This window comes from Nibribacter ruber (genome assembly GCF_009913235.1).
Classification (GTDB): Bacteria; Bacteroidota; Bacteroidia; order Cytophagales; family Hymenobacteraceae; genus Nibribacter; species Nibribacter ruber.
Genome location: NZ_CP047897.1, coordinates 2,230,151 through 2,249,130, shown reverse-complemented (window position 1 = coordinate 2,249,130; position 18,980 = coordinate 2,230,151). Strand labels below are relative to the sequence as shown.

The following is an 18,980-nucleotide window of genomic DNA, read 5'->3' as shown; positions in this document are numbered from 1 at the left end:
CATGTCCCACATTTTTGACCGTAAAACAGATTCTTTCTTCGGGACGCTTAGCTATGCCGGGTATGGGCTTTTGTTGGTGGGTGCTTTGACGGCCAGCAGCCCATGGTGGTGGAGCGGGGAAGTGAACCAGACGCAGATGCTGGCGGTGGGCGTATTGCTGTTAGTCATGGGTGTTCTGTTCAAATTCACGCACCATGGCTTCCAATTGGATTTTGAGCAACGCAGGGTACGGGAGTATTTGTTGATGTTCGGGATTAAATTTGGCCAATGGGCGCCGTTGCCAGCGTTTGAACGCGTAATTTTAACCACCAACATGATTCCGCAAGACCATGACCATCCGGGCGAGGAGCCTGCTTTGGTGAAATGGTATACGGTGGGTTTATATTCCACCGGAGAGGAGCCCGCCTATGAACTGCGCACCAGCCACGAGCACGAAGCCCTGCAAACGCTAGAACTCCTTTCGCAACGCTTGCAAGTGCCTTCTGAAAATAAGCTAGTTTCCTGAAAACAGGCCAAAAACGGCTTTGCTTGGTGATTGTCCATCGCTGGTTGTTGTACTAAACTCTAAAAAAATCTGGCGCGAGTCTCCAGACTCGTGACTAGGGATGCGGTGAGTCTCCAGACTCACTAGGTGTCACAGCCCTTTTACTTAGCAATAGCAGGTGAGAAGACACAAACTCAATCCCTGCCTAAGACAATAATTTCCCCTGTTTTCGCTTTATTTAAGTAGAATTTCATTCAATCCTATCCCTGTGAAGAAAAGACTAATTGCCTGTTCTCTTATGGGGGCTATGCTGTTTACCCAGTGTAAAACCAGCACTCCCAGCCAGCCAACCCAAGCCACCACGCCCGAAGCCCAGACTGCTGCGCCCCAAGCCAAGGAGTATACCTATACCACCGTCCCGAACGATCCGCTCAAAGCCCGAATCTATACTCTGGACAACGGCCTCACGGTGTACTTGACGGACTACAAAGATGCGCCGCGCATCCAAACCTACATAGCGGTGCGCGCGGGCAGTAAGAATGACCCGGCAGATGCCACGGGCTTGGCGCATTACCTGGAGCACATGGCCTTCAAGGGTTCATCCAAGCTAGGCACGAAAGACTGGGAAAAAGAGCAGGTGGAACTGGCCAAGATAGAGGCTCTGTATGAATTGTACCGCACCCAGAAAGACCCAACCATCCGCAAGAAAACTTACCATCAGATTGACTCTATCTCTGGCGTAGCCGCCACCTATGCGGTGCCCAATGAGTATGATAAGTTGGTGGCTTCCATGGGTATGCAGAACTCCAACGCCAGCACCTGGGTAGAGCAAACCATCTATTACGGAGACATTCCGAGTAACCAACTAGAGCGTTGGGCCATGCTGGAATCTGAGCGCCTGAGCGTGATGGTACCGCGTTTGTTCCACACCGAGTTGGAGGCAGTCTACGAGGAGAAAAACCGTTCCTTGGATTCTGACAATAACAAGGTGTTTGAAGCGGCATTTGCGGCTTTGTACCCTACGCACCAGTATGGCACGCAAACCACCATTGGCACGGTAGAGCACCTGAAGAACCCGTCCATCACCGAGATTAAGAAGTATTTTGACAAGTACTACGTACCCAACAACATGGCCATCGCCATGAGTGGGGACCTGGACCCTGATCAGACCATCCGAATCATTGACGAGTACTTTGGCAAGTGGCAGAAGAAGGCAGACCCGGTGTACAACGCTCCGCAGGAAAAGCCTATTACAGCCCCGGTTGTGAAAGAAATAGTAGGGCCAGACGCCGAGAGCGTGTTTCTGGGTTTCCGGTTTCCGGGCGTGAAATCCAAAGACGCCTTGGTGTTGCGTATGATCAGTCAGATTCTGAGCAACGGGCAGGCGGGTTTGATTGACTTGAACATCAACCAAAAGCAGGCAGCCTTGGGCGCAGGTTCCTTCGCCGAGATCTACAATGACTACTCCGTGCACTTCCTGTCGGGCAACCCGCGTCAGGGACAGAGCTTGGACCAGGTGAAGGATCTGTTGTTACAGCAGATTGAACTAGTGAAGAAAGGGCAGTTTGAGGATTGGTTGATTCCGGCCATTATCAACAAGAACAAGATTTCTAAGATGGAAGCCTATGAAAGCAACGAGGCCCGCGCCACGGCCTTCGTGGATGCGTTCATTGCCCGGCAGGACTGGGCCGACTATGTGAAGCAGGACGCCGAATTTGCCAAGATCACCAAGCAGGACGTGATGGAGGTGGCCAACCGCTACTACGGCAACAACTACGCCCTCATCTACAAGCGCACCGGCAAAGACCCTAACGCGCAGAAGGTAGAAAAACCGGCCATCACCCCCGTGCCCGCTAATCGCGAGGCGCAATCTGACTACTACAAAACGGTGGCCAACAAGCCGGTATCAGACCTTCAGCCTGAGTTTGTAGACTATAAGAAAGACTTGCAGGAAGGCCAATTGAAGGCTGGTATACCAGTGTACTACACGCGCAACAAGGAGAACGGCTTGTTCAATATGTACTACGTCCTGGACATGGGCACCAACAATGACCTCAAGCTAGGCCTGGCCGTGAATTACCTGCAATACCTGGGCACCGACAAATACTCTGCCGAGGAATTGCAAAAGGAATTCTTCAAGATTGGATGCTCGTTTAACGTGTCTTCGGGGCAGGACCAAATCTATGTGTCTTTGTCGGGCCTGGATGAGAACTTTGAAAAAGGCCTGAACCTCTTTGAAAGCCTTTTAAAGAACCCGCAACCAGACCCGCAGGCGCTCAAGGATTTAGTGGCCGGCATTTTGAAAGACCGCCAGGACGCCAAGCTAAACAAGAACATCATCCACAGCGTGGCCATGGTCAACTACGCCAAGTATGGTCCTAAGAACCCGTTCACCAACATCCTGTCTGAGCAGGAACTGAAGAAAGTGAAACCGCAGGAACTGGTGTCCTTGATCAAGAGCATTCCCAGCTATCAGCACCGTGTGTTGTACTACGGCCCTAGAGAACTGCAAGCCATCACGGCCACGCTCAACACTGGTCACATAGTACCCGCTAACTTAAAGCCAGTGCCCGCCGAAAAGCCCTTCAAAGAACTGGACATCACCAAGCGCCAGGTCTACTGGACTGACTACAACATGGTGCAGGCTGAGTTACTGTTCCTGACCAAGTCGCTTAACTATGACCCTAAACTGGTGCCTACCATCAGGTTGTACAATGAGTACTTTGACGGCGGCATGGGCGCGATTGTGTTTCAGGAGTTGCGTGAGTCCAGGGCCTTGGCGTACAGCGCTAGTTCACGGTTTGCCAACGCCAGCAAGAAAGACCGCGCCAATTACATTCTCTCCTACATAGGCACGCAGAGTGATAAATTGCCCGAGGCCATGGCTGGTATGCAGGAACTCTTGAATGATTTACCGCTCGCCGAGGCCAATTTCACCAATGCCAAAGCCTCGGTGCGCAACAGCATTGCCACGGAGCGCATCAACAAGACGGCCATCCTGATGAACTATGAGCAGGCCCGCAAACTGGGCATTGATCATGACATAAGAAAGGATATTTATGAAAGCCTGGACGCCCTCACTCTGGACCAAATCAAAGCCTTCCAACAGCAGTTTGTGAAAGGCCAGAACCAGACCATTCTGGTCATCGGTTCCAAAGACAAACTCAATTTCAAGGAGCTAGCCAAGTACGGCACCGTGAAGCAGTTGACCTTGAAAGAGCTGTTTGGCTATTAGGAGATAGACGTTAGTAGCTAGACACTAGAAGTTAGACTTTAAAGAAGGAGAGGCCGGTGGTTTCTCCTTCTTCGTTTTTGGGCCGTTTTGGCGAAAAGAGGCCAAAAACGCCGTTACCTCCTAACTTAAAAATATTTCTTCCTCTGCCTGTGATTTTCTCATCCCCAACTACACTAATAGGATGAAGATTGATTTTAGATGGACCTACAAGAGCAGTTTACAACCGTCATCAAAGAGAATAAAGGCTTGATCTTTAAGGTGTCGGCAATGTATACCAATTCTACAGATGACCGCAACGACCTGCAACAGGAGATTGTGTACCAGCTCTGGAAGTCGTTTGGGTCCTTTAATCAGGATTCTAAGCTGAGCACCTGGATGTACCGCGTGGCTTTGAACACCGCCATCTCGCACCTCAAGCAAACCAAACGCAGAGTCAGCACCATTCCGTTGGAACTGGACGCGGACCAGTTTGCTGAGGATTATGACCGCACCGAGGAGGAGCAGATACAACGGCTGTACGCCCAGATTCAGAGCCTCAACCTGCTAGATAGGGGCATCATCCTGCTCTTTCTGGAAGGCAAAAAGTACGAGGAGATTGCCTCCATCATTGGGATTTCGCCCAGCAACGTGGGCACCAGAATCTCGCGCATCAAAGAGAAATTAAGAACGCAGCTAACTAAACAAACCGCATAATGGAACTGGAAGAAATGCAACAAGCCTGGGGAAAACTAAGCCAACGGGTAGAGCAACAAGAAACCTTGAACACTCAATTATTAGAGAAATCAACGCGCCAGAACTACCACTCCCGCTTGAACAGAATCAAGTATTCTGAATTCATAGGCACCTTGGTCTGTTATGCCGCCGCTGGGTACGTGAGCGTGCACCTCACCCAAATAGAAGGCCTCTGGATGCAAGTCTTGGCGGTCTTGACCATTGTGGTGCTGTTGGTGTTGCCCATTCTGTCGCTGGCCTCAGTGCGCGCGGTGAGGGCCGTAAACATCTCAGTGGCGACGTATCTTGAAACCATTCAGACGTTTGCCCGGCAGAGAATCAGGTTTCAGAAGCTTCAGAAGATTAATGTGCTGTTAGGGTTGGTGCTTCTGTTTACTTCTTTGCCGGTTTTTGCGTCCATCCAAGGAAAAGACCTTAGCCAGATTCCGTATCTCTGGACGGTGATGGTACCCGTGGGTGCGACGGTGTTTTTAGGTTTCGCCTATTGGGTGCTCAAGTCCTACAACAAGATTCTAGCCGATATGGAACATCTGCTCACCGACATTGAGAAATGAGGTGGAGGACAAGCGGAAAAGGTAAGTTGCTCACAGCGCTTAACCAACAGTGAGCTTCATATAAAGATAACCATGGAAAAGGGACGGCTGCTGGTTGTCCCTTCTTTCGTTTTTGGCCTGTTTTGGTGAAAATAGGCCGAAAACGGAAGGGGTTAAATCTTAAAAGCTATAAAATGTAGGGCAGTAGAAAATGGCTGATATTCTCCTGCGCTTTGTAAGAATGCCGGATGGAGTGCTACTTATAAAAGAAAAACTCCATGAAGAGATTTTTCTTGCTCACTTGTTTTAGCCTCTTGTCTCTTTTCAACACGTCAGAGCTTCTGGCGCAGGCTTGCAATACGCGGGTGTTGGACCCCAAGGTAGCAGGTTTCCTGAAAATGATTGGGTATCAGGATTTATCGCTGGAGCAATTGAGAGCCATGCCTATGGAGCAAATCAAGTTTGCCGGTCCGCCGGCCATTCCTTATCCCAAAGAAGACGTGAGGAGAATCAAGATTACGGCAGACAGCATTCCGGTCTTGGTGTTCAATGCTTCTAAAACGCCCAACGCACCCATCATCATCAACTACCACGGCGGCGGCTTCATTTCGCCGTTGTTGCCGGGTTTGGAGCATTCACTCTGGCTGGAGTCTAAGACGTATGGGGCTGTAGTGGTGGCAGTTGATTACAGAGTGGCGCCAGAACATAGATTTCCGGGGGCGGTCAATGACAGCTACAACGCCTTTAAGTGGGTAGCGCAACACGGCAAAAGTTTGGGTGGTGACCCCAACAGAATCGTGTTGATGGGCAACAGCGCCGGGGCCAACCTGGTGGCGGTCATTGCCCAGAAAGCCATGAAGGAAGGCATTGCCAAGAAGATAAAACTACAGGTCCTGAACGGCTTGCCGGTGGATCTTCGGCCCAAGCACATGGAGACGTCTGTGTCTTACCAGCAGAATGCCAAAGGGTATTTCCAGACCAAAGACGCCTGTTACTTCGCGGTGGAAACCTATGCGCCCAACCAGTACAATAATCCCGAAGTCTCGCCTATTCTCACCAAAGATTTGTCGGGCCTGCCACCAGCGGTCATCATCAACGCCGAGTTTGATCCTTTGCGGGACGACGGCATTTTATATGCGGCTAAGCTGAGACAAGCCGGAGTGAAGGTCTGGGATAAGTGCTTCGCGGGGCAGATCCATTGTTTGATTGGCCTGCCACCAGGCGCCCCTGCGTTATTGGAGTACGAGGCGCTGGTGATGACCGCCATGAAAGAGAGCTTCCAAAAGTAGCCGAGCCAAATCTTGGGTGAAGTAGTTGAGAGGCTTCCCGTTTTTAGGCTGTTTTCTGGAAAATTGACCAAAAACGAAGCAGGAGCTTTCTCTGAAGAACCCCGGGCTAATATCTGTTAAATTATATATAGGCTTTGTTTGGGAAGGAGCAAGGTAAAGCAAGTACCTTAGGACTTTCAACTACATGAACACTCCCACAACTGTTTCCCCTGTACCTCTCATGAGAGCTTTTCTTATCCTGTTCGTATTGCTGCCGGCGCTGTGTTTTGGCCAGTCGGCCAAACAAAGTGATTCTCAAATCATCATCGGCACGAAGCAAACCCTGCATTCCAATATCTTAAAAGAAGACCGTGAAGTCTGGGTGTATGTACCCAAATCTGCGGGCGCGGGGAGTAAGGCGAAGTTTCCGGTGATGTACCTGCTGGACGGGGAGGCTTTTTTCACGTCCATGGCAGGCACGGCCGACTACCTGAGCACCGTGGTGGGCAAGATGCCCGAAATGATCATAGTAGGCATCAGAAACACAGACAGGGTGCGGGACCTGACGCCTACCCATTATCCGTTTTGGGCCAGTGGCGAGCCTGCCAATGATTTAAAGTCTTCAGGCGGAGGAGCCAATTTCATGGCGTTTCTAGAGAAAGAACTCATGCCTTACATTGAGACCCGGTACCCAACGCAGCCGTACCGCATGCTGGTAGGCCATTCTTTGGGCGGCCTCACGGTCTTGCAGGCGCTGGTACACCAACCGGCTTTGTTTACTTCTTACGTGGCCATTGATCCTAGCATTTGGTGGGACCACCAACGCATCATGCAACAGGCCGCGCAAACCCTTGCCCAGAAAGACTACGCCGGCAAAAGCCTTTTCTACGCGGTGGCAAACACCATGGACAAGGGAATGGATACGGTGCGGGTGGTGCAGGACAAAGCGCAGAACAACCATAATGTGCGCGGGCATCTTAGATTCAGAGAAACGCTCAGAAAAAGCAAGAACCTGGCCTGGGCCTGGAGGTATTACCCAGAGGACAACCACGGCTCGGTTCCGTTCCCGGCGCAGTATGACGCCCTGCGGTATCTCTTCAAAAAGTTTGAGTTAGACAAGGAGTTAGATGATTCTACCATCACGGTAGACTATATTAAAAACCACTTCAAGGCGGTGTCTGCATTGTTGCAGTACCCGGTATTGCCGGCGCAGGGCACGGTCAACACGCTGGGGTATATCTCTCTGGAAAACAAGAGGTATGACAAGGCCTACCAGTTCTTTAAAATGAACCTGGACAACTATCCCACGGTGGGCAACCTCCATGATTCTATAGGCGATTATTACCTGGCCGTTGGGGACAAGAAGAAAGCCATGGAATCCTTCAGGAAAGCCCTGTCTCTGGAAGAAGTGGCAGACACCAGACGCAAACTGAAGCTGCTGGAAGCAGGCCAGTAAACAAGAAGCTTAGTCTTGTTTTACCCTGATTCTGGGAAAGAACAGTTTTGATTCGTTTTTGGCCACATTTCCGGGAAACAGGCCAAAAACGAATCAAGGCTGTTCCTGAAGGGTAAAGGCTGAAACCGTGGGTAGGGAATAGCCAGAAAATGCGTTAGAATAAAGGCTTTTTTGAGAGAGGGCACCTTTCACACGTCACTGCTTGCTCAAAGAAGTATCACAAATAATAGGTACATGACAGATCAAGACATCCTGGAGATTCCAACAATTGCCTTAGACGCAAACGGGGAATTGGTAATTACCGCGTCGCCAACTTCCTCTAAAAACGATTTTGATTTCTATGAAGGCAAGTGGAAACTTCTAAACAGAAAGCTGAACCGGCGTTTAAACAAGTGTACAGATTGGACAGAGTTTGAGTCTACGCAAGAAATGTACAGGATCTTGAACGGCCTGGGGAATGTGGACAATTACCTGGCAACCTTTGCTGGCGAACCCTTTGAAGGCATGTCCCTGCGCCTGTTTAACCCGGCCACCAGGTTGTGGACCATCTATTGGGCAGACAGCAACCAAGGAGTCTTGCAGCCCGGCGTGTCTGGGTCATTTGACAACCAGATAGGTCACTTTTTTACCAAAGACACTTTTGAAGGGAAAAAGATACTGGTGGTTTTCCGGTGGGATGCCAGAGACGCAGAGAACCCCGTGTGGAGCCAGGCCTTTTCTGAAGACAATGGAGCATCCTGGGAGTGGAACTGGTACATGTATTTTAGTAAAATTGAGAAAAATGAAGTGCCGGCTGCCTGCTAAGAATTTAAGAAGGCGCTTTCTCTGACGGAAGTGGAAGACAGCAGACGCTAGCTATTTTCATCATTTTGATAAAAACGCGAGAAGGAGTGACCGTAGGTCACTCCTTCTCGCGTTTTTGGCCTGTTTTCTGGAAAGCAGGACAAAAACGGTTAACTAAGTAGTAGAATTTCTAGCCAAGGCAAAAACAGCAAACCAGTATTGCTTACTTTTAAGGAAAGATTTATGCTGTTTGCTTCTGCGCCCAACCCATGACCCTAGCTGATAAAATCACCACCCATAGAAAGAGCCAAGGCCTGTCACAGGAAGACCTGGCCGAGCTTTCGCAAATCAGCCTGAGGACCATTCAACGGATTGAGGGAGGCAAGAGCATCCCGCGGGGTTATACCTTGAAATCATTGGCCCAAGCGCTAGGCAAACCTGTGGAGGAATTTGCCGGTCAGGCAGAAGTAGCCGAACCGTTGCCGGTGGTACAGGAGCAGGAGTTGGCTCAGCTCATCACTCCAACTACAGGAACGTCACCTGCCGCGTTAAACATGTGGTTGCAACAATTGAACATCTCGTCCTTCGCGTTTCTGGTGTTGCCGTACCTGGGCTTTCTGGTACCGTTGTGGTTATGGAAGAAACAACCGGAAGGGTCAGAGGCCAGAGTATTGGGCGCGCGGGTGGTTAACTTCCAGGTGCTGTGGTGTGTGGGCTTGCACCTGGGTTTGTTGCTGGCTTTGGGCGTGCAGTTGGCGCTGGCGTATTACTTCCAGGTGAGGCTGGGGTTTCTAGTCATCGGGACGTTTTTCTTCTTCTACGTGCTTAACATTGTAGCCATTTTATATGGCGCGGTTAAGCTGAGAACCAGCCAAAATCTCTATCCCGTAGGGTTCTATTTGTTCGGGTAAAAGACCTTAATGCGGGCATTTTTTAGGTTGACGCAAGTATGTTATAGAACCTTTTAGAGTTTATTGCCACACCTGAATCAGGAGAAATGAACCCTTTGGGCTGCTAGTAGACAAGTAGCCCCAAAAGAAGTCGTCTCGCTCGCCTCCGGCGAATGTGAGCAACGGCAGGCCTCTGGCCGCTAACATCTCAATCTGTCTTCTATGAAACGGCGGGACGCCTACCAGTGCCCACACTCGCCGGAGGCGAGCGAGGTAAATCAGCCAAAAGTCTTAACAGATTCATAGGCAAAAAGGGCCTTGGCGCATGTTTGGCGGGCATATGACGTAAGAATGGCGTGTTCAAGCGCCGGTCTTTGCCCTAACATTGCAAGAAAAAAAACACTTGCTATGAAACTGCTGAAAAGACTCTCCCTCGTTTTTGTTGTCCTGTTTATCCTGAGCTCAGTAGGAGGTTGCTTCTACTTTAAGAAGAAGTTTTCCCCGCCCGCCAACCAACTGCACATGGCCAACCAGGCCCACTACATTCCGTTTGTATGGCGGGGTGATGCCAATGATACACACGCCTTTCTCTTGGTGCCGGTGACCCTGCCGGGTTCTTCTAAAAAGTTCTACATGCAGTTAGATACCGGCGCACCGTACTCGCTTTTCTACCAAAGCAAAGTAGAAGCGCTTCAGAAAAAATACGGCAATTATGGCCTGCACCAAAAAGAGAACGGTACGTTCTTAGAAGACCTGAAATTTAACGTGGGAGACCTTACGGTGACGGCCTCAGAAATCAAAGTGCTGGCCAACGGGACCACCGGCATTAACTGGGAAGACACTACCCAGGTAGAAGTGATTGGCACGCTGGGCTCAGACTTTATTGAGAACAAGGTGGTGGCCATTGACTACAGCAAAGGCGTCATCTTCTGGGGCGACCAACTGCCCAAAGAGATTCCAGCGTCTACGCCCATGCTGGACTTTGAATTTGAGAACAGACGCGTCATGCTCCCGTCTACCATCAACGGCAAAGAAACCAAGCTGATGTTTGACACCGGCGCCAGCGCCTATGAGTTGCTCACCAACCAGTCTACCTGGAAAGAATTGGCAGACCAGGGAAGTCGTACCGACACCACCAAGGTGAATTCCTGGGGCACTACCCTCACGGCGTTCACCGTCAACACCAGCAAAACGGCCACGTTCGGCCAGACGCAGATTCCTATCAAGCAAGCCACCTACATGGAAGGCATGAGCTTCATCAATACTACCTTGATGCGGTTTTCGGGGATGGGCGGGATGACGGGCAACAAGCTCTTCTTGGGGACTACGCTGGTATTGGATACCAAGCACCAGAAGTTCGCGATTGTGGCCAACCGCTAAGCCGTTTTGGCTTGGGGGATTGTCTTGTCCAGCAGAGCTACCGAACCCGTTTTTGGCTTGTTTTACAGAAAACAGGCCAAAAACGGGTTTTTACTTTTTAGAGGCCAACACTTCTTGCACGCTGGTCCAGCGCATGCCGGGGTAGCGGTCATTGTCCAGTGATGGCAGTTTGGTTTCTCCGCTGAGCATGTCGCGCAGGTACTGCATGCCTTGCCACGGTGGAAACACTTCCTGGTTATTGCGCATGAGCGTCTTGGTTACTTTAATTAGGACGTTCAAGACGCCCAGTCCGCCGGCTCTCAAGAGTTTAAAGGGTTGACCTGTGGCTTGACTGGCGACGCGTTGCAGGCTTCTGGGCGATTGCACGTCACCGGCAATGCGCAGGTAGCGGGGCGTGTTGGCGTCCAGGGCCACCAGGGCGGTGTATTCTGCGGTGTTGGCGATGGTAGTGAAATCCAGGGGTTGGTCTGCGTTGCCCCAGAACAGGATGCGCTTTAACGGGAACAGCACCACCGGCGCCTGGCCAGTGAGCAAGTCTGTGAACATACCGTTCAAGACCGAGGTCCCGGCAATGGGCGCTTGGTCCAGCACCTCACCAAATTCTTTCCTGAAGTCCAGGTTGCGGTTCTTGCCGTAGGCCAGCCGGGTGAAATCAATGGAGAAGTCTGAGGGAATAAACCGGGGCACGCCTGCCTGTACAGACGCGTTCAAAAGCTGGGTCTGGGTGTCTACCATCACGTCCCGCAAACCCGATACCGCACTTACCACACACGCCCCACCCCGGCAGGCTTGGGCCAAAGCCGGTGCGTTTTGAAAGTCCACTTCTACCACTTCGGCGCCTAGGGCTTGCAAGGCAGAACGTTTGCCCGCCTCGGTTCCCACCCGCACCAAAGCCCGCACGTGCGCGCCTCTTTTGCGCAACTCTTCGGTTAGGAGGCCTCCTAAGTGACCGGTGGCTCCTGCGAGGATGATGGTTGGGCTGTTGGGTGAGGTGGAAGTGGTCATCTTAGGTTATATGTTTGACCTGAAGAACTGCGAACAGGCAAAAAAGTTATGAACGTATACTGTATATAGTAATTGTCTATTAATTGATTACTATATAGTATATTCGGTAGTCCAATTCTATTAATCAGTCCACAGGAAGCCAGATAAACTGGTTTTTGTCTAGCTTCATAGTGCAGACAAACTAATACTTCATTTATATACAAGCTACAACACATAAGGATTAAATAATAAATATGAGTGTATTCATAAGTTACTCAAGCAAGGATAGTGAGTTTATAGAAAGACTTTCTGTGAATTTAGTAAAGAATAGAATCAATGTGTGGTTAGATAAATGGGCTATGCAACCTGGAGATTCTTTAATAGATAAAATTCAACAGGGACTTACTGACTCATCTTTTCTTTTAGTTGTTCTTTCAAATAACTCAGTTGAGAGTGAATGGTGTAAAAAAGAGCTAAATTCTGGTCTGATGAGAGAATTAGAGGAAAAAAAAGTTGTAGTAATTCCTATTTTGTTAGAGAAATGCAAAGTTCCTTTATTGTTAAAAGAGAAACTATATGCTGATTTTACAGAAGATTTTGATAAAGGCTTTGAATCTCTTTTGAGGCCATTGCAAAAACTATCTTCTGAACATTTGGGAAGAGTTAAAAATGGAGAAAATACAACTGACTATGCAATTAATTGGGGCCTAGATAAAATATCAAAAAATTTCTTACTAGAAATAGATGTTGTTACATGGTATCCAAAAGACCAAAAGACTGTATTGCTTCAAATTATAATTAATGGTGACAATAAAGCAACAGATAGATTTAAAAAGCAGTTTTTATCCGGTTTTTCACATCTAATGAAAGATGCTTTATTGTTGGATTTAATGAGCAATAAGGCAACTAAAGATTTGAATATTTTATGCCGTAATGATGCAATTGACCCTCATTTAATTCGACTGCATGATAGTAAAAATGGAATTGAATTTGATATAAAAATTAGAGGAGTCTTGATGGGAGTTGATACTGGTAACGATACATTAATTAACCTTATTGATATATTAGAAATGATAACTTCAATTGATAAAACGAAAAATTACGCGTGGTAACAACGCATGTGCAAAATCTTGCCTCCATCGCGATTTGCATACTAGATATTAGAGGGAAATACTATGCAAGAACTTAGGCTATAAATAATGAGTTATACTTTTAAGAATACGGAAATAAATAATGAGAAGGCGTCTGTTTTTGAGACAAAATCGCTATTATATCTTATTGGAAAAAGCGATAGCAAAAAAGATATTGAATATATCACATTCGATTGCTTTAATGATGTTAGTGGAATTGATAAAAAAGGAAATAATATTTGGGATATACAATCTAAAAATGAAGCTAATCTAAACCCAAAAAAGATTGGACAATATTTCTTCACCCTCTTTGATAACTCCATTTCAAAGTTGAATTTTAAGGAGTATATCTTTTTTTGCCGTCAACTTAAGGATGATTATAAGATTAATAAATCAATAAGAGCTTTTGGGTTTGCAAACTTTGAAACAAAAACTAAAAATAGAATAAAAAAAGGCCTGATTGAAGAGGTTGCCAGAGTGAAAGGAATATCAGTTGACTACTCTTCTGAAATAGAAACGTTTTTAGATAATGTCCTGATTGTAGAAGACGATATAGCAGAGCAAGAGTATTTAAAATTAATCACTAAGTTTAAGAACAAATCCCTTAAAACTGATGATTTTTATTTGAGTGTTTTTAAGGAGTTGCGGGATATTCAATCTTCTAAGAAAAATTCCTTAATCGAAAATCAAACAATCTCAAACATATTAGATGTAATAAGCTTTAATCGTCATCTTAAAATACTTGAAATTGATACTTTTGTTATTTGTAGAATAATTGGGGTTGAAGTTTTTAAGTACAAAAGCATTCCTTTTGAGTTCTTTGAATATGTTAAAGACTTGCCTCGTGATGATAGAGAAGACTTAATTCAGGAATGTAATGCAAATTTATCAAGGTGCTTATTTAATAAAATGAGCAATTATGAATTTTGGAAAATTTGTGAAGGAATCATCAATTATTTAAATTCTAGTTTTACTAAAGATGTAGAAGATATTTATGTGGTAAACTTTAGTTCTTATAAACCGAAATATAGTTATCTAAATGAGTTAACAATAAAGTATTTAATATCATTAATTATTGAAGGGTTAAAATGATTTTAAAAAAAGTAGCAATAGGAAATAGATTTGAGGCTTTCATAGAAGAAAGGTTTCAGGATAAAACAAACATAATATTTAGCGATGATAACAATAAAGGAAAAACAATTCTTATGCAAAGTATTGTTTATTCGATTGGATATGATTCAATATGGCCAGTAGGCTTTAATCCGAGGCTTTATTATTTTTATTCCAATATTTCATTTGAAGGCGTTGACTATGAGTTTCTAAGACACAACAACTCAATACTGGTCTTAGTGAACAATCAAAATTATTTGTTCAATAGTGTCGCAGAATTTAAGCATTTCCTCTCAAAGGATATTATGAAAATTCCATATATCCCAAAAGATGGACAATTAAAGATATCCGATTTAAGTCTTTTTTATGAATTGTTTTTCTTAGGTCAAGATAAGAGGAATACATCTAACATAATTGCAAAATCAAATTACAATAAAGTCGATTTTGTTAATATGGTATTCTCGTATCAAGGGATATCAACTATTCAGTTTGACGAAAGTATTGATATTGAAGCTTTAAAATTGCGTAAGATAGAGCTAGAAGATAAAATTAAAATCGAAAGAAAGAAAATTCAAATTCTAAGGAAAAGTCCTCAAATAGCAACTTTTGTGAGTAGCTTGGCCAATAATGAAGACTTTGAACGCACCAAAACTAGATTAAAGGATTTGCATAGTTCTATTTTTGAACTAAGAAAGCATAGGAACAGGGAAGAAAACAGGAGGGTAAAGTTGACGTATTTATTAGGAGAACTAAGTTCACTCAATAGAAACTTAAAAGAAGGGAAAGTAAAATGCTCTGATTGTAGTAGTACTAATATTGTCTTTTCTAATGATGATTTTGAATTTGATGTAAGCAATAAATTTGTTCGTGATAGCATTGTTTACTCCATAAACGAGAATATTAAATTAAAAGATGAAGTTGTTTCAGAGTTGAATGAGCTTATTTATAAAGAGCAAGAAGAAATTAACAAGTTATTAGAAACTCCAAACCCTGAATTTGGTAATTACGTCCTCTTTGAATCTGAGATTAGAAATTCTAAAGAGATTAATGACTCTGTTGCTTTCCTTAGAAGTGAGTTGACTGAAGTTGATAATCAAATAAAGTCTATAAATAATGGTATTGAATTGAATAAAGTAAAACAAGAGGCCTTTCTAGAGCAAATAATTGCTGAGATATCAAACTTATATAGAGTTATTGACCCTAACGGAACTATGGTAGTTAATGGGCTCTTTACTAAGGCAAACGAAACATTTTCAGGAAGCGAAGAACAAGAGTTTTATTTTTGCAAAATCGTTGCACTAAATAACATTCTAAAGCATAATTACCCTATTATTATTGATTCCTTTAGAGAGGGAGAGCTTTCAACAACAAAGGAAGAAAAAATGATAGAAGAATTTATAAAATTAAACAAACAAGTTATTCTAACCTCTACTTTAAAGAGGGAAGAATACTCTTCTGACAAATATTCATCGTTTGAAGAAGTAAATGCATTAGATTTCTCAAAGTTAGAAGACAGTAAGCTCTTGCAAGAAAGACACGTTGAAGATTTTCTGCAAATCATTGACAATTTCCCAATTTCGATTTAAAACCTAGTGCCATAATATTGTTTTTCCAATAGCTGGCCGAAATGCTTAATCGTAAATTTGGAAATTTAACTACTTTATTGGTCGAAGTTTTAGTGTTAAAACTTCGACCATCTTTAATAGATAAATTTAGAAAATGGAAAGGCCGCTTGAGATTTCTCCCAAGCGGCCTTTCCTTTTCTAAATATTACCTTCTCCTAGAACTGGTCTAAGAAAGAGTTCAACGTGGCGCTTGGGCGCATGGCTTCGGCAACTTTGTCCGTGTCTGGGTGGAAGTAACCGCCCATGTCTACGGGTTTGCCTTGGGCCGCAATCTGCTCCTGTACAATCTTGTCTTCGTTTTCTGTCAAGCCTTTGGCCAGGTCCGTGAAACGGGTTTTCAGTTCCTCGTTCTTAGTTTGCTTAGCCAGGGCCTGGGCCCAGTAAAGCGTCCGGTAGATTGGCTTCCGCGGTTGTCCATGTCGGCAGCCTTTCATAACTCACTATAAATGATCACCTAAGAAGAAGGGGAGAAGCAAGCCTACTGCTTAGCACGCAAATAAAATTTTAAGAAAATGTTCAGCCTTGGGTATTGCACATCCGTAAACCATTTGTAACTTTGAAACGCAAAGTACTTTATCATGAACCAGCCGCAAGACCAATTAGAAGCCCTGCATGAGATCCGAAGCATTATGGATCGCTCTTCCCGCTTTATTTCTTTGAGCGGACTGTCCGGTGTTTTTCCGGGCTTGGCGGCGCTGGCGGGTGCGGCCGTGGTGAAGTGGTACTTTAGTCAGCGCAACATCAATTTCTACCAAGACCTGGGCCAGAGCCTCACGCAGGAGAACGTGCTGTTTCTGCTGGCCGTGGGTTTGGCGGTGCTGGTGATAGGCTTCTGCGGGGCCACGTATTTCACGGTCAGGAATGCGCGCAGAAACAACCAACGCACCTGGGACAAACAGTCCAAGCGGCTGCTCTGGAACCTGGCCATTCCGTTGGCGGCCGGCGGGGCGTTTTGCGCCATCTTGATCTATCATGGCCTGTTGTACCTGGTGGCCCCGGCCATGCTGGTGTTTTACGGCCTGGCGCTCTTGAATGGCAGCAAATACACCATCAGTGACATTAGGTACCTGGGTATATTTGAAATCATTTTAGGGCTAGTTGCCAGTGTCTTTGTAGGCTACGGGCTGCTGGCCTGGACCATCGGGTTTGGGGTGCTGCACATTGTGTACGGTGCGTTGGTGTACTTTAAATACGAGCGCTAGCAGACCGGTGAAAAACTATTTAGAAAATATAAACAAGGCCTTTGAGAGCAAGGCACGGCTAGGCATTATGTCTGTGTTGATGGTAGAAGACAGCGTGGACTTTAGCACGCTCAAAGAAACGCTTCAGCTCACAGACGGCAACCTGGCCAGCCACCTGCGCGCGCTGGAAGAGGCCGAATACCTGCGGGTAGAAAAGCAGTTTGTAGGCCGAAAGCCCCAGACCACCTACCACGCCACCACCACCGGCCGAGATGCCTTTAAAAGCCACCTGGACGCGTTGGAGAAATTGATTTTGAGCAACCGGCAGGGCAGCTAAATTTTTTTGTCCCTCAACTTTGTAATTCAAAGTACTTTAAAGAAGAATTTTTAACCTTATTCATCACCTATAAACAACACTAGTTATGAACGCTCCACAACCTTCTGTAATGCCCACCACTCCTTCGGTATCCTTGTTTAAGCCCATGCTGTTGGGCGGCTGCATTGCGCTACTGGCCATCTCCTTTTTTGTGTTCGGGGTGGATAACCCTAACCCCGCCTGGGGAAAATATTGGATGGTGAGGCCCTTGATCATTACGCCTCTGGCTGGAGCCATGGGTGGCGTTTTTTATGCCTTCATGGACTACCAAAGCGCCCGGGGCTTTAACAGAACGCTGGCCGTTCTCCTGAGCCTGGTGGTTTTTGTGGTAGGCCTATGGCTGGGAATTGTGCTAGGCCTGGCCGGCACCATGTGGAACTAACTCCATAAAAAAATCCAGAACCATTCCGCCGCCTTTGCTAACCATCCGTTTCTGGCCTGTTTTCATCAAAACAGGCCAAAAACGGATGGTTAGCAACCCAGAGGGTAAAGCTCCTGAGGCTAACCCAGACTATCAAAACCAAGCATCTAGAACGATTTTACACCAATACTCATGAAAGAGGAAATTCTCACCCATTTACAAAACCCGCAGCAGTTGGAGAGGCTGTACCGGGCCAACAAAGCTGGCTTTAAGCAGGAGTTCAACGGGCTGTATCCGGAGTTGAGCGGCAACGCCCTGGCAGACTTCTGGCATGAACGCCTGCATCATGAATCTGACGCCATCTCCTGGGGCTCTAAAAGCGAGTTTTTGTTTGTGGCGCTCGCCTGTCTGCTAGCCGGCGTTCTAGCCAAACTGCCCGCCATCTTTCACCTCAATGAAGAGTTCTTCTACCCGCGCAACATAGGCTTCCTGGTGTTTCCGTTTCTGGCCGCCTACTTCGGCTGGAAGAACAACCTGCGGGGTGGCAAGATCGCTTTTATAGTGGGCGTGATGGTGGCTTGCTTGGTATACATTAACCTGCTGCCCAGTTCTACTACCAGTGACACTTTGATTCTGGCCTGCATCCATTTGCCGCTGCTGCTTTGGGTGGTGTTGGGCGTGTCTTTTACAGGCAATGAACTGAGCAATTACAGAAGACGCCTGGATTTTCTGCGCTTCAACGGAGATCTGGCGGTGATGTCGGCTATGCTGGTGATTGCGGGCGGAATCATGACGGGCATCACCCTGGGCTTGTTTAGCCTGATTGGGTTTAACATTGAGCAGTTCTACACAGAGTACGTGGTGGTGTTTGGCGCCGTGTCTGTGCCCATTGTGGCCACCTTCCTTACCCAGACCAACCCGCAATTAGTCAACAAGGTGTCTCCCGTGATTGCCAAGATTTTCAGCCCGCTGGTGTTGGTGATGCTGGTGGTGTACCTGGGCGCCATCCTTTACTCAGGCAAAGACCCTTACAATGACCGCGAGTTCCTGCTCTTGTTCAACGTGCTCTTGATTGGGGTGATGGCCTTGATTTTCTTCTCGGTGGCAGAGAGTTTCAATTCTTCCAAGTCGGCTTGGGGCGTGTGGGTGCTGCTTCTGCTGTCTGTGGTGACGGTGGTGGTGAACGGCATTGCGCTTTCTGCCATCTCCTTCAGAATCTCTGAGTGGGGCATTACGCCTAACCGCGTGGCCGTGATGGGCGCCAATCTGCTCATGCTGGTGCACCTGCTGCTGGTCACGGTCATGCTGTTCAAGACCGCCTCGGGCAAAGCCGCCATCAGTGAGGTGGGCAGAGCCATTGTGTTGTACCTGCCGGTGTATTTTGTCTGGACGGTGATGGTGGTATTCTTCTTCCCGCTGCTGTTCGGGTTTAAGTAAAACCAGCCAGGTGCC

Annotated in this window: 18 protein-coding genes; 16 read left to right on the top strand and 2 right to left on the bottom strand. The window is 46.7% G+C overall.

The features are described 5' to 3' along the window. Position 1 precedes the first annotated feature (1 nt). The 9 genes from GU926_RS09440 to GU926_RS09400 all read left to right on the top strand — a co-directional run bounded on the left by GU926_RS09440 (position 2) and on the right by GU926_RS09400 (position 10,761). A complete protein-coding gene (locus GU926_RS09440) occupies positions 2-505 on the top strand; it encodes a hypothetical protein (protein WP_160691245.1) in 504 nt (167 codons plus the stop codon). A 247-nt stretch (positions 506-752) separates the two neighbouring features. Continuing rightward, a complete protein-coding gene (locus tag GU926_RS09435; RefSeq protein ID WP_232058284.1) occupies positions 753-3,719 on the top strand; it encodes a M16 family metallopeptidase in 2,967 nt (988 codons plus the stop codon). Between the two features lie 198 nt (positions 3,720-3,917). Then, positions 3,918-4,412, top strand: a complete 495-nt coding sequence (locus GU926_RS09430; protein ID WP_160691243.1) for an RNA polymerase sigma factor — start codon at positions 3,918-3,920, stop codon at positions 4,410-4,412. Further along, entirely contained in the window at positions 4,412-5,005 is a 594-nt protein-coding gene (locus GU926_RS09425) for a hypothetical protein (RefSeq protein WP_160691241.1), read from the top strand. Before GU926_RS09430 ends, GU926_RS09425 begins: the two co-directional genes overlap by 1 nt. Positions 5,006-5,262: 257 nt before the next feature. After that, positions 5,263-6,273, top strand: a complete 1,011-nt coding sequence (locus GU926_RS09420; protein WP_160691239.1) for an alpha/beta hydrolase — start codon at positions 5,263-5,265, stop codon at positions 6,271-6,273. Between the two features lie 220 nt (positions 6,274-6,493). Next, positions 6,494-7,708, top strand: a complete 1,215-nt coding sequence (locus tag GU926_RS09415; RefSeq protein ID WP_160691237.1) for an alpha/beta hydrolase-fold protein — start codon at positions 6,494-6,496, stop codon at positions 7,706-7,708. Between the two features lie 234 nt (positions 7,709-7,942). Beyond that, the gene (locus GU926_RS09410) at positions 7,943-8,512 is read left to right on the top strand and encodes a hypothetical protein (RefSeq protein ID WP_160691235.1); all 570 of its coding nucleotides are present in this window, start codon (positions 7,943-7,945) and stop codon (positions 8,510-8,512) included. 248 nt (positions 8,513-8,760) lie between these two features. Then, complete coding sequence (locus GU926_RS09405) at positions 8,761-9,402, top strand: helix-turn-helix domain-containing protein (protein ID WP_160691233.1); 642 nt, start codon at positions 8,761-8,763, stop codon at positions 9,400-9,402. 387 nt (positions 9,403-9,789) lie between these two features. Further along, a complete protein-coding gene (locus GU926_RS09400; RefSeq protein WP_160691231.1) occupies positions 9,790-10,761 on the top strand; it encodes a hypothetical protein in 972 nt (323 codons plus the stop codon). Positions 10,762-10,851: 90 nt separating this feature from the next. Here GU926_RS09400 and GU926_RS09395 read toward each other — a convergent pair whose 3' ends face one another. Next, positions 10,852-11,766 (bottom strand): NmrA family NAD(P)-binding protein, encoded by a 915-nt coding sequence (locus GU926_RS09395; RefSeq protein ID WP_160691229.1) that lies wholly within the window; start codon positions 11,764-11,766, stop codon positions 10,852-10,854. A gap of 233 nt (positions 11,767-11,999) precedes the next feature. Between GU926_RS09395 and GU926_RS09390 the strand changes: the two genes are divergently transcribed. The 3 genes from GU926_RS09390 (at position 12,000) to GU926_RS09380 (ending at position 15,571) form a co-directional block, all read left to right on the top strand. Continuing rightward, entirely contained in the window at positions 12,000-12,857 is an 858-nt protein-coding gene (locus GU926_RS09390; RefSeq protein ID WP_160691227.1) for a toll/interleukin-1 receptor domain-containing protein, read from the top strand. Positions 12,858-12,944: 87 nt separating this feature from the next. After that, positions 12,945-13,967 (top strand): hypothetical protein, encoded by a 1,023-nt coding sequence (locus GU926_RS09385; RefSeq protein ID WP_160691225.1) that lies wholly within the window; start codon positions 12,945-12,947, stop codon positions 13,965-13,967. After that, entirely contained in the window at positions 13,964-15,571 is a 1,608-nt protein-coding gene (locus GU926_RS09380) for a hypothetical protein (protein WP_160691223.1), read from the top strand. The genes GU926_RS09385 and GU926_RS09380 overlap by 4 nt, the downstream gene beginning before the upstream one ends. 194 nt (positions 15,572-15,765) lie before the next feature. Here the strand turns inward: GU926_RS09380 and GU926_RS09375 are convergent, their stop codons facing one another. Continuing rightward, positions 15,766-16,044 carry an NADP-dependent isocitrate dehydrogenase gene (locus tag GU926_RS09375; RefSeq protein ID WP_232058283.1) on the bottom strand — a complete coding sequence of 93 codons (279 nt, stop codon included), beginning with the start codon at positions 16,042-16,044 and terminating at the stop codon, positions 15,766-15,768. Positions 16,045-16,188: 144 nt separating this feature from the next. Here GU926_RS09375 and GU926_RS09370 point away from each other — a divergent pair, with 144 nt between their 5' ends. The 4 genes from GU926_RS09370 to GU926_RS09355 all read left to right on the top strand — a co-directional run bounded on the left by GU926_RS09370 (position 16,189) and on the right by GU926_RS09355 (position 18,965). Further along, the gene (locus GU926_RS09370; RefSeq protein ID WP_160691222.1) at positions 16,189-16,812 is read left to right on the top strand and encodes a hypothetical protein; all 624 of its coding nucleotides are present in this window, start codon (positions 16,189-16,191) and stop codon (positions 16,810-16,812) included. A 67-nt stretch (positions 16,813-16,879) separates the two neighbouring features. Next, complete coding sequence (locus GU926_RS09365) at positions 16,880-17,128, top strand: winged helix-turn-helix domain-containing protein (RefSeq protein WP_394350779.1); 249 nt, start codon at positions 16,880-16,882, stop codon at positions 17,126-17,128. 85 nt (positions 17,129-17,213) lie between these two features. Next, entirely contained in the window at positions 17,214-17,549 is a 336-nt protein-coding gene (locus GU926_RS09360; RefSeq protein WP_232058282.1) for a potassium transporter KefB, read from the top strand. A 171-nt stretch (positions 17,550-17,720) separates the two neighbouring features. Next, positions 17,721-18,965, top strand: a complete 1,245-nt coding sequence (locus GU926_RS09355; RefSeq protein ID WP_160691218.1) for a DUF4153 domain-containing protein — start codon at positions 17,721-17,723, stop codon at positions 18,963-18,965. Positions 18,966-18,980: the final 15 nt, after the last annotated feature.

Excerpts from the sequence above, each read along its gene's own strand:
- GU926_RS09410 (WP_160691235.1), top strand. The coding sequence starts at position 7,943 with ATGACAGATCAAGACATCCTGGAGATTCCAACAATTGCCTTAGACGCA.
- GU926_RS09400 (WP_160691231.1), top strand. The coding sequence starts at position 9,790 with ATGAAACTGCTGAAAAGACTCTCCCTCGTTTTTGTTGTCCTGTTTATC.
- GU926_RS09375 (WP_232058283.1), bottom strand. The coding sequence starts at position 16,044 with ATGAAAGGCTGCCGACATGGACAACCGCGGAAGCCAATCTACCGGACG.
- GU926_RS09370 (WP_160691222.1), top strand. The coding sequence starts at position 16,189 with ATGAACCAGCCGCAAGACCAATTAGAAGCCCTGCATGAGATCCGAAGC.
- GU926_RS09430 (WP_160691243.1), top strand. The coding sequence starts at position 3,918 with ATGGACCTACAAGAGCAGTTTACAACCGTCATCAAAGAGAATAAAGGC.
- GU926_RS09395 (WP_160691229.1), bottom strand. The coding sequence starts at position 11,766 with ATGACCACTTCCACCTCACCCAACAGCCCAACCATCATCCTCGCAGGA.
- GU926_RS09380 (WP_160691223.1), top strand. The coding sequence starts at position 13,964 with ATGATTTTAAAAAAAGTAGCAATAGGAAATAGATTTGAGGCTTTCATA.
- GU926_RS09360 (WP_232058282.1), top strand. The coding sequence starts at position 17,214 with ATGAACGCTCCACAACCTTCTGTAATGCCCACCACTCCTTCGGTATCC.
- GU926_RS09365 (WP_394350779.1), top strand. The coding sequence starts at position 16,880 with ATGTCTGTGTTGATGGTAGAAGACAGCGTGGACTTTAGCACGCTCAAA.
- GU926_RS09415 (WP_160691237.1), top strand. The coding sequence starts at position 6,494 with ATGAGAGCTTTTCTTATCCTGTTCGTATTGCTGCCGGCGCTGTGTTTT.
- GU926_RS09355 (WP_160691218.1), top strand. The coding sequence starts at position 17,721 with ATGAAAGAGGAAATTCTCACCCATTTACAAAACCCGCAGCAGTTGGAG.
- GU926_RS09440 (WP_160691245.1), top strand. The coding sequence starts at position 2 with ATGTCCCACATTTTTGACCGTAAAACAGATTCTTTCTTCGGGACGCTT.
- GU926_RS09420 (WP_160691239.1), top strand. The coding sequence starts at position 5,263 with ATGAAGAGATTTTTCTTGCTCACTTGTTTTAGCCTCTTGTCTCTTTTC.
- GU926_RS09385 (WP_160691225.1), top strand. The coding sequence starts at position 12,945 with ATGAGTTATACTTTTAAGAATACGGAAATAAATAATGAGAAGGCGTCT.
- GU926_RS09425 (WP_160691241.1), top strand. The coding sequence starts at position 4,412 with ATGGAACTGGAAGAAATGCAACAAGCCTGGGGAAAACTAAGCCAACGG.
- GU926_RS09405 (WP_160691233.1), top strand. The coding sequence starts at position 8,761 with ATGACCCTAGCTGATAAAATCACCACCCATAGAAAGAGCCAAGGCCTG.
- GU926_RS09390 (WP_160691227.1), top strand. The coding sequence starts at position 12,000 with ATGAGTGTATTCATAAGTTACTCAAGCAAGGATAGTGAGTTTATAGAA.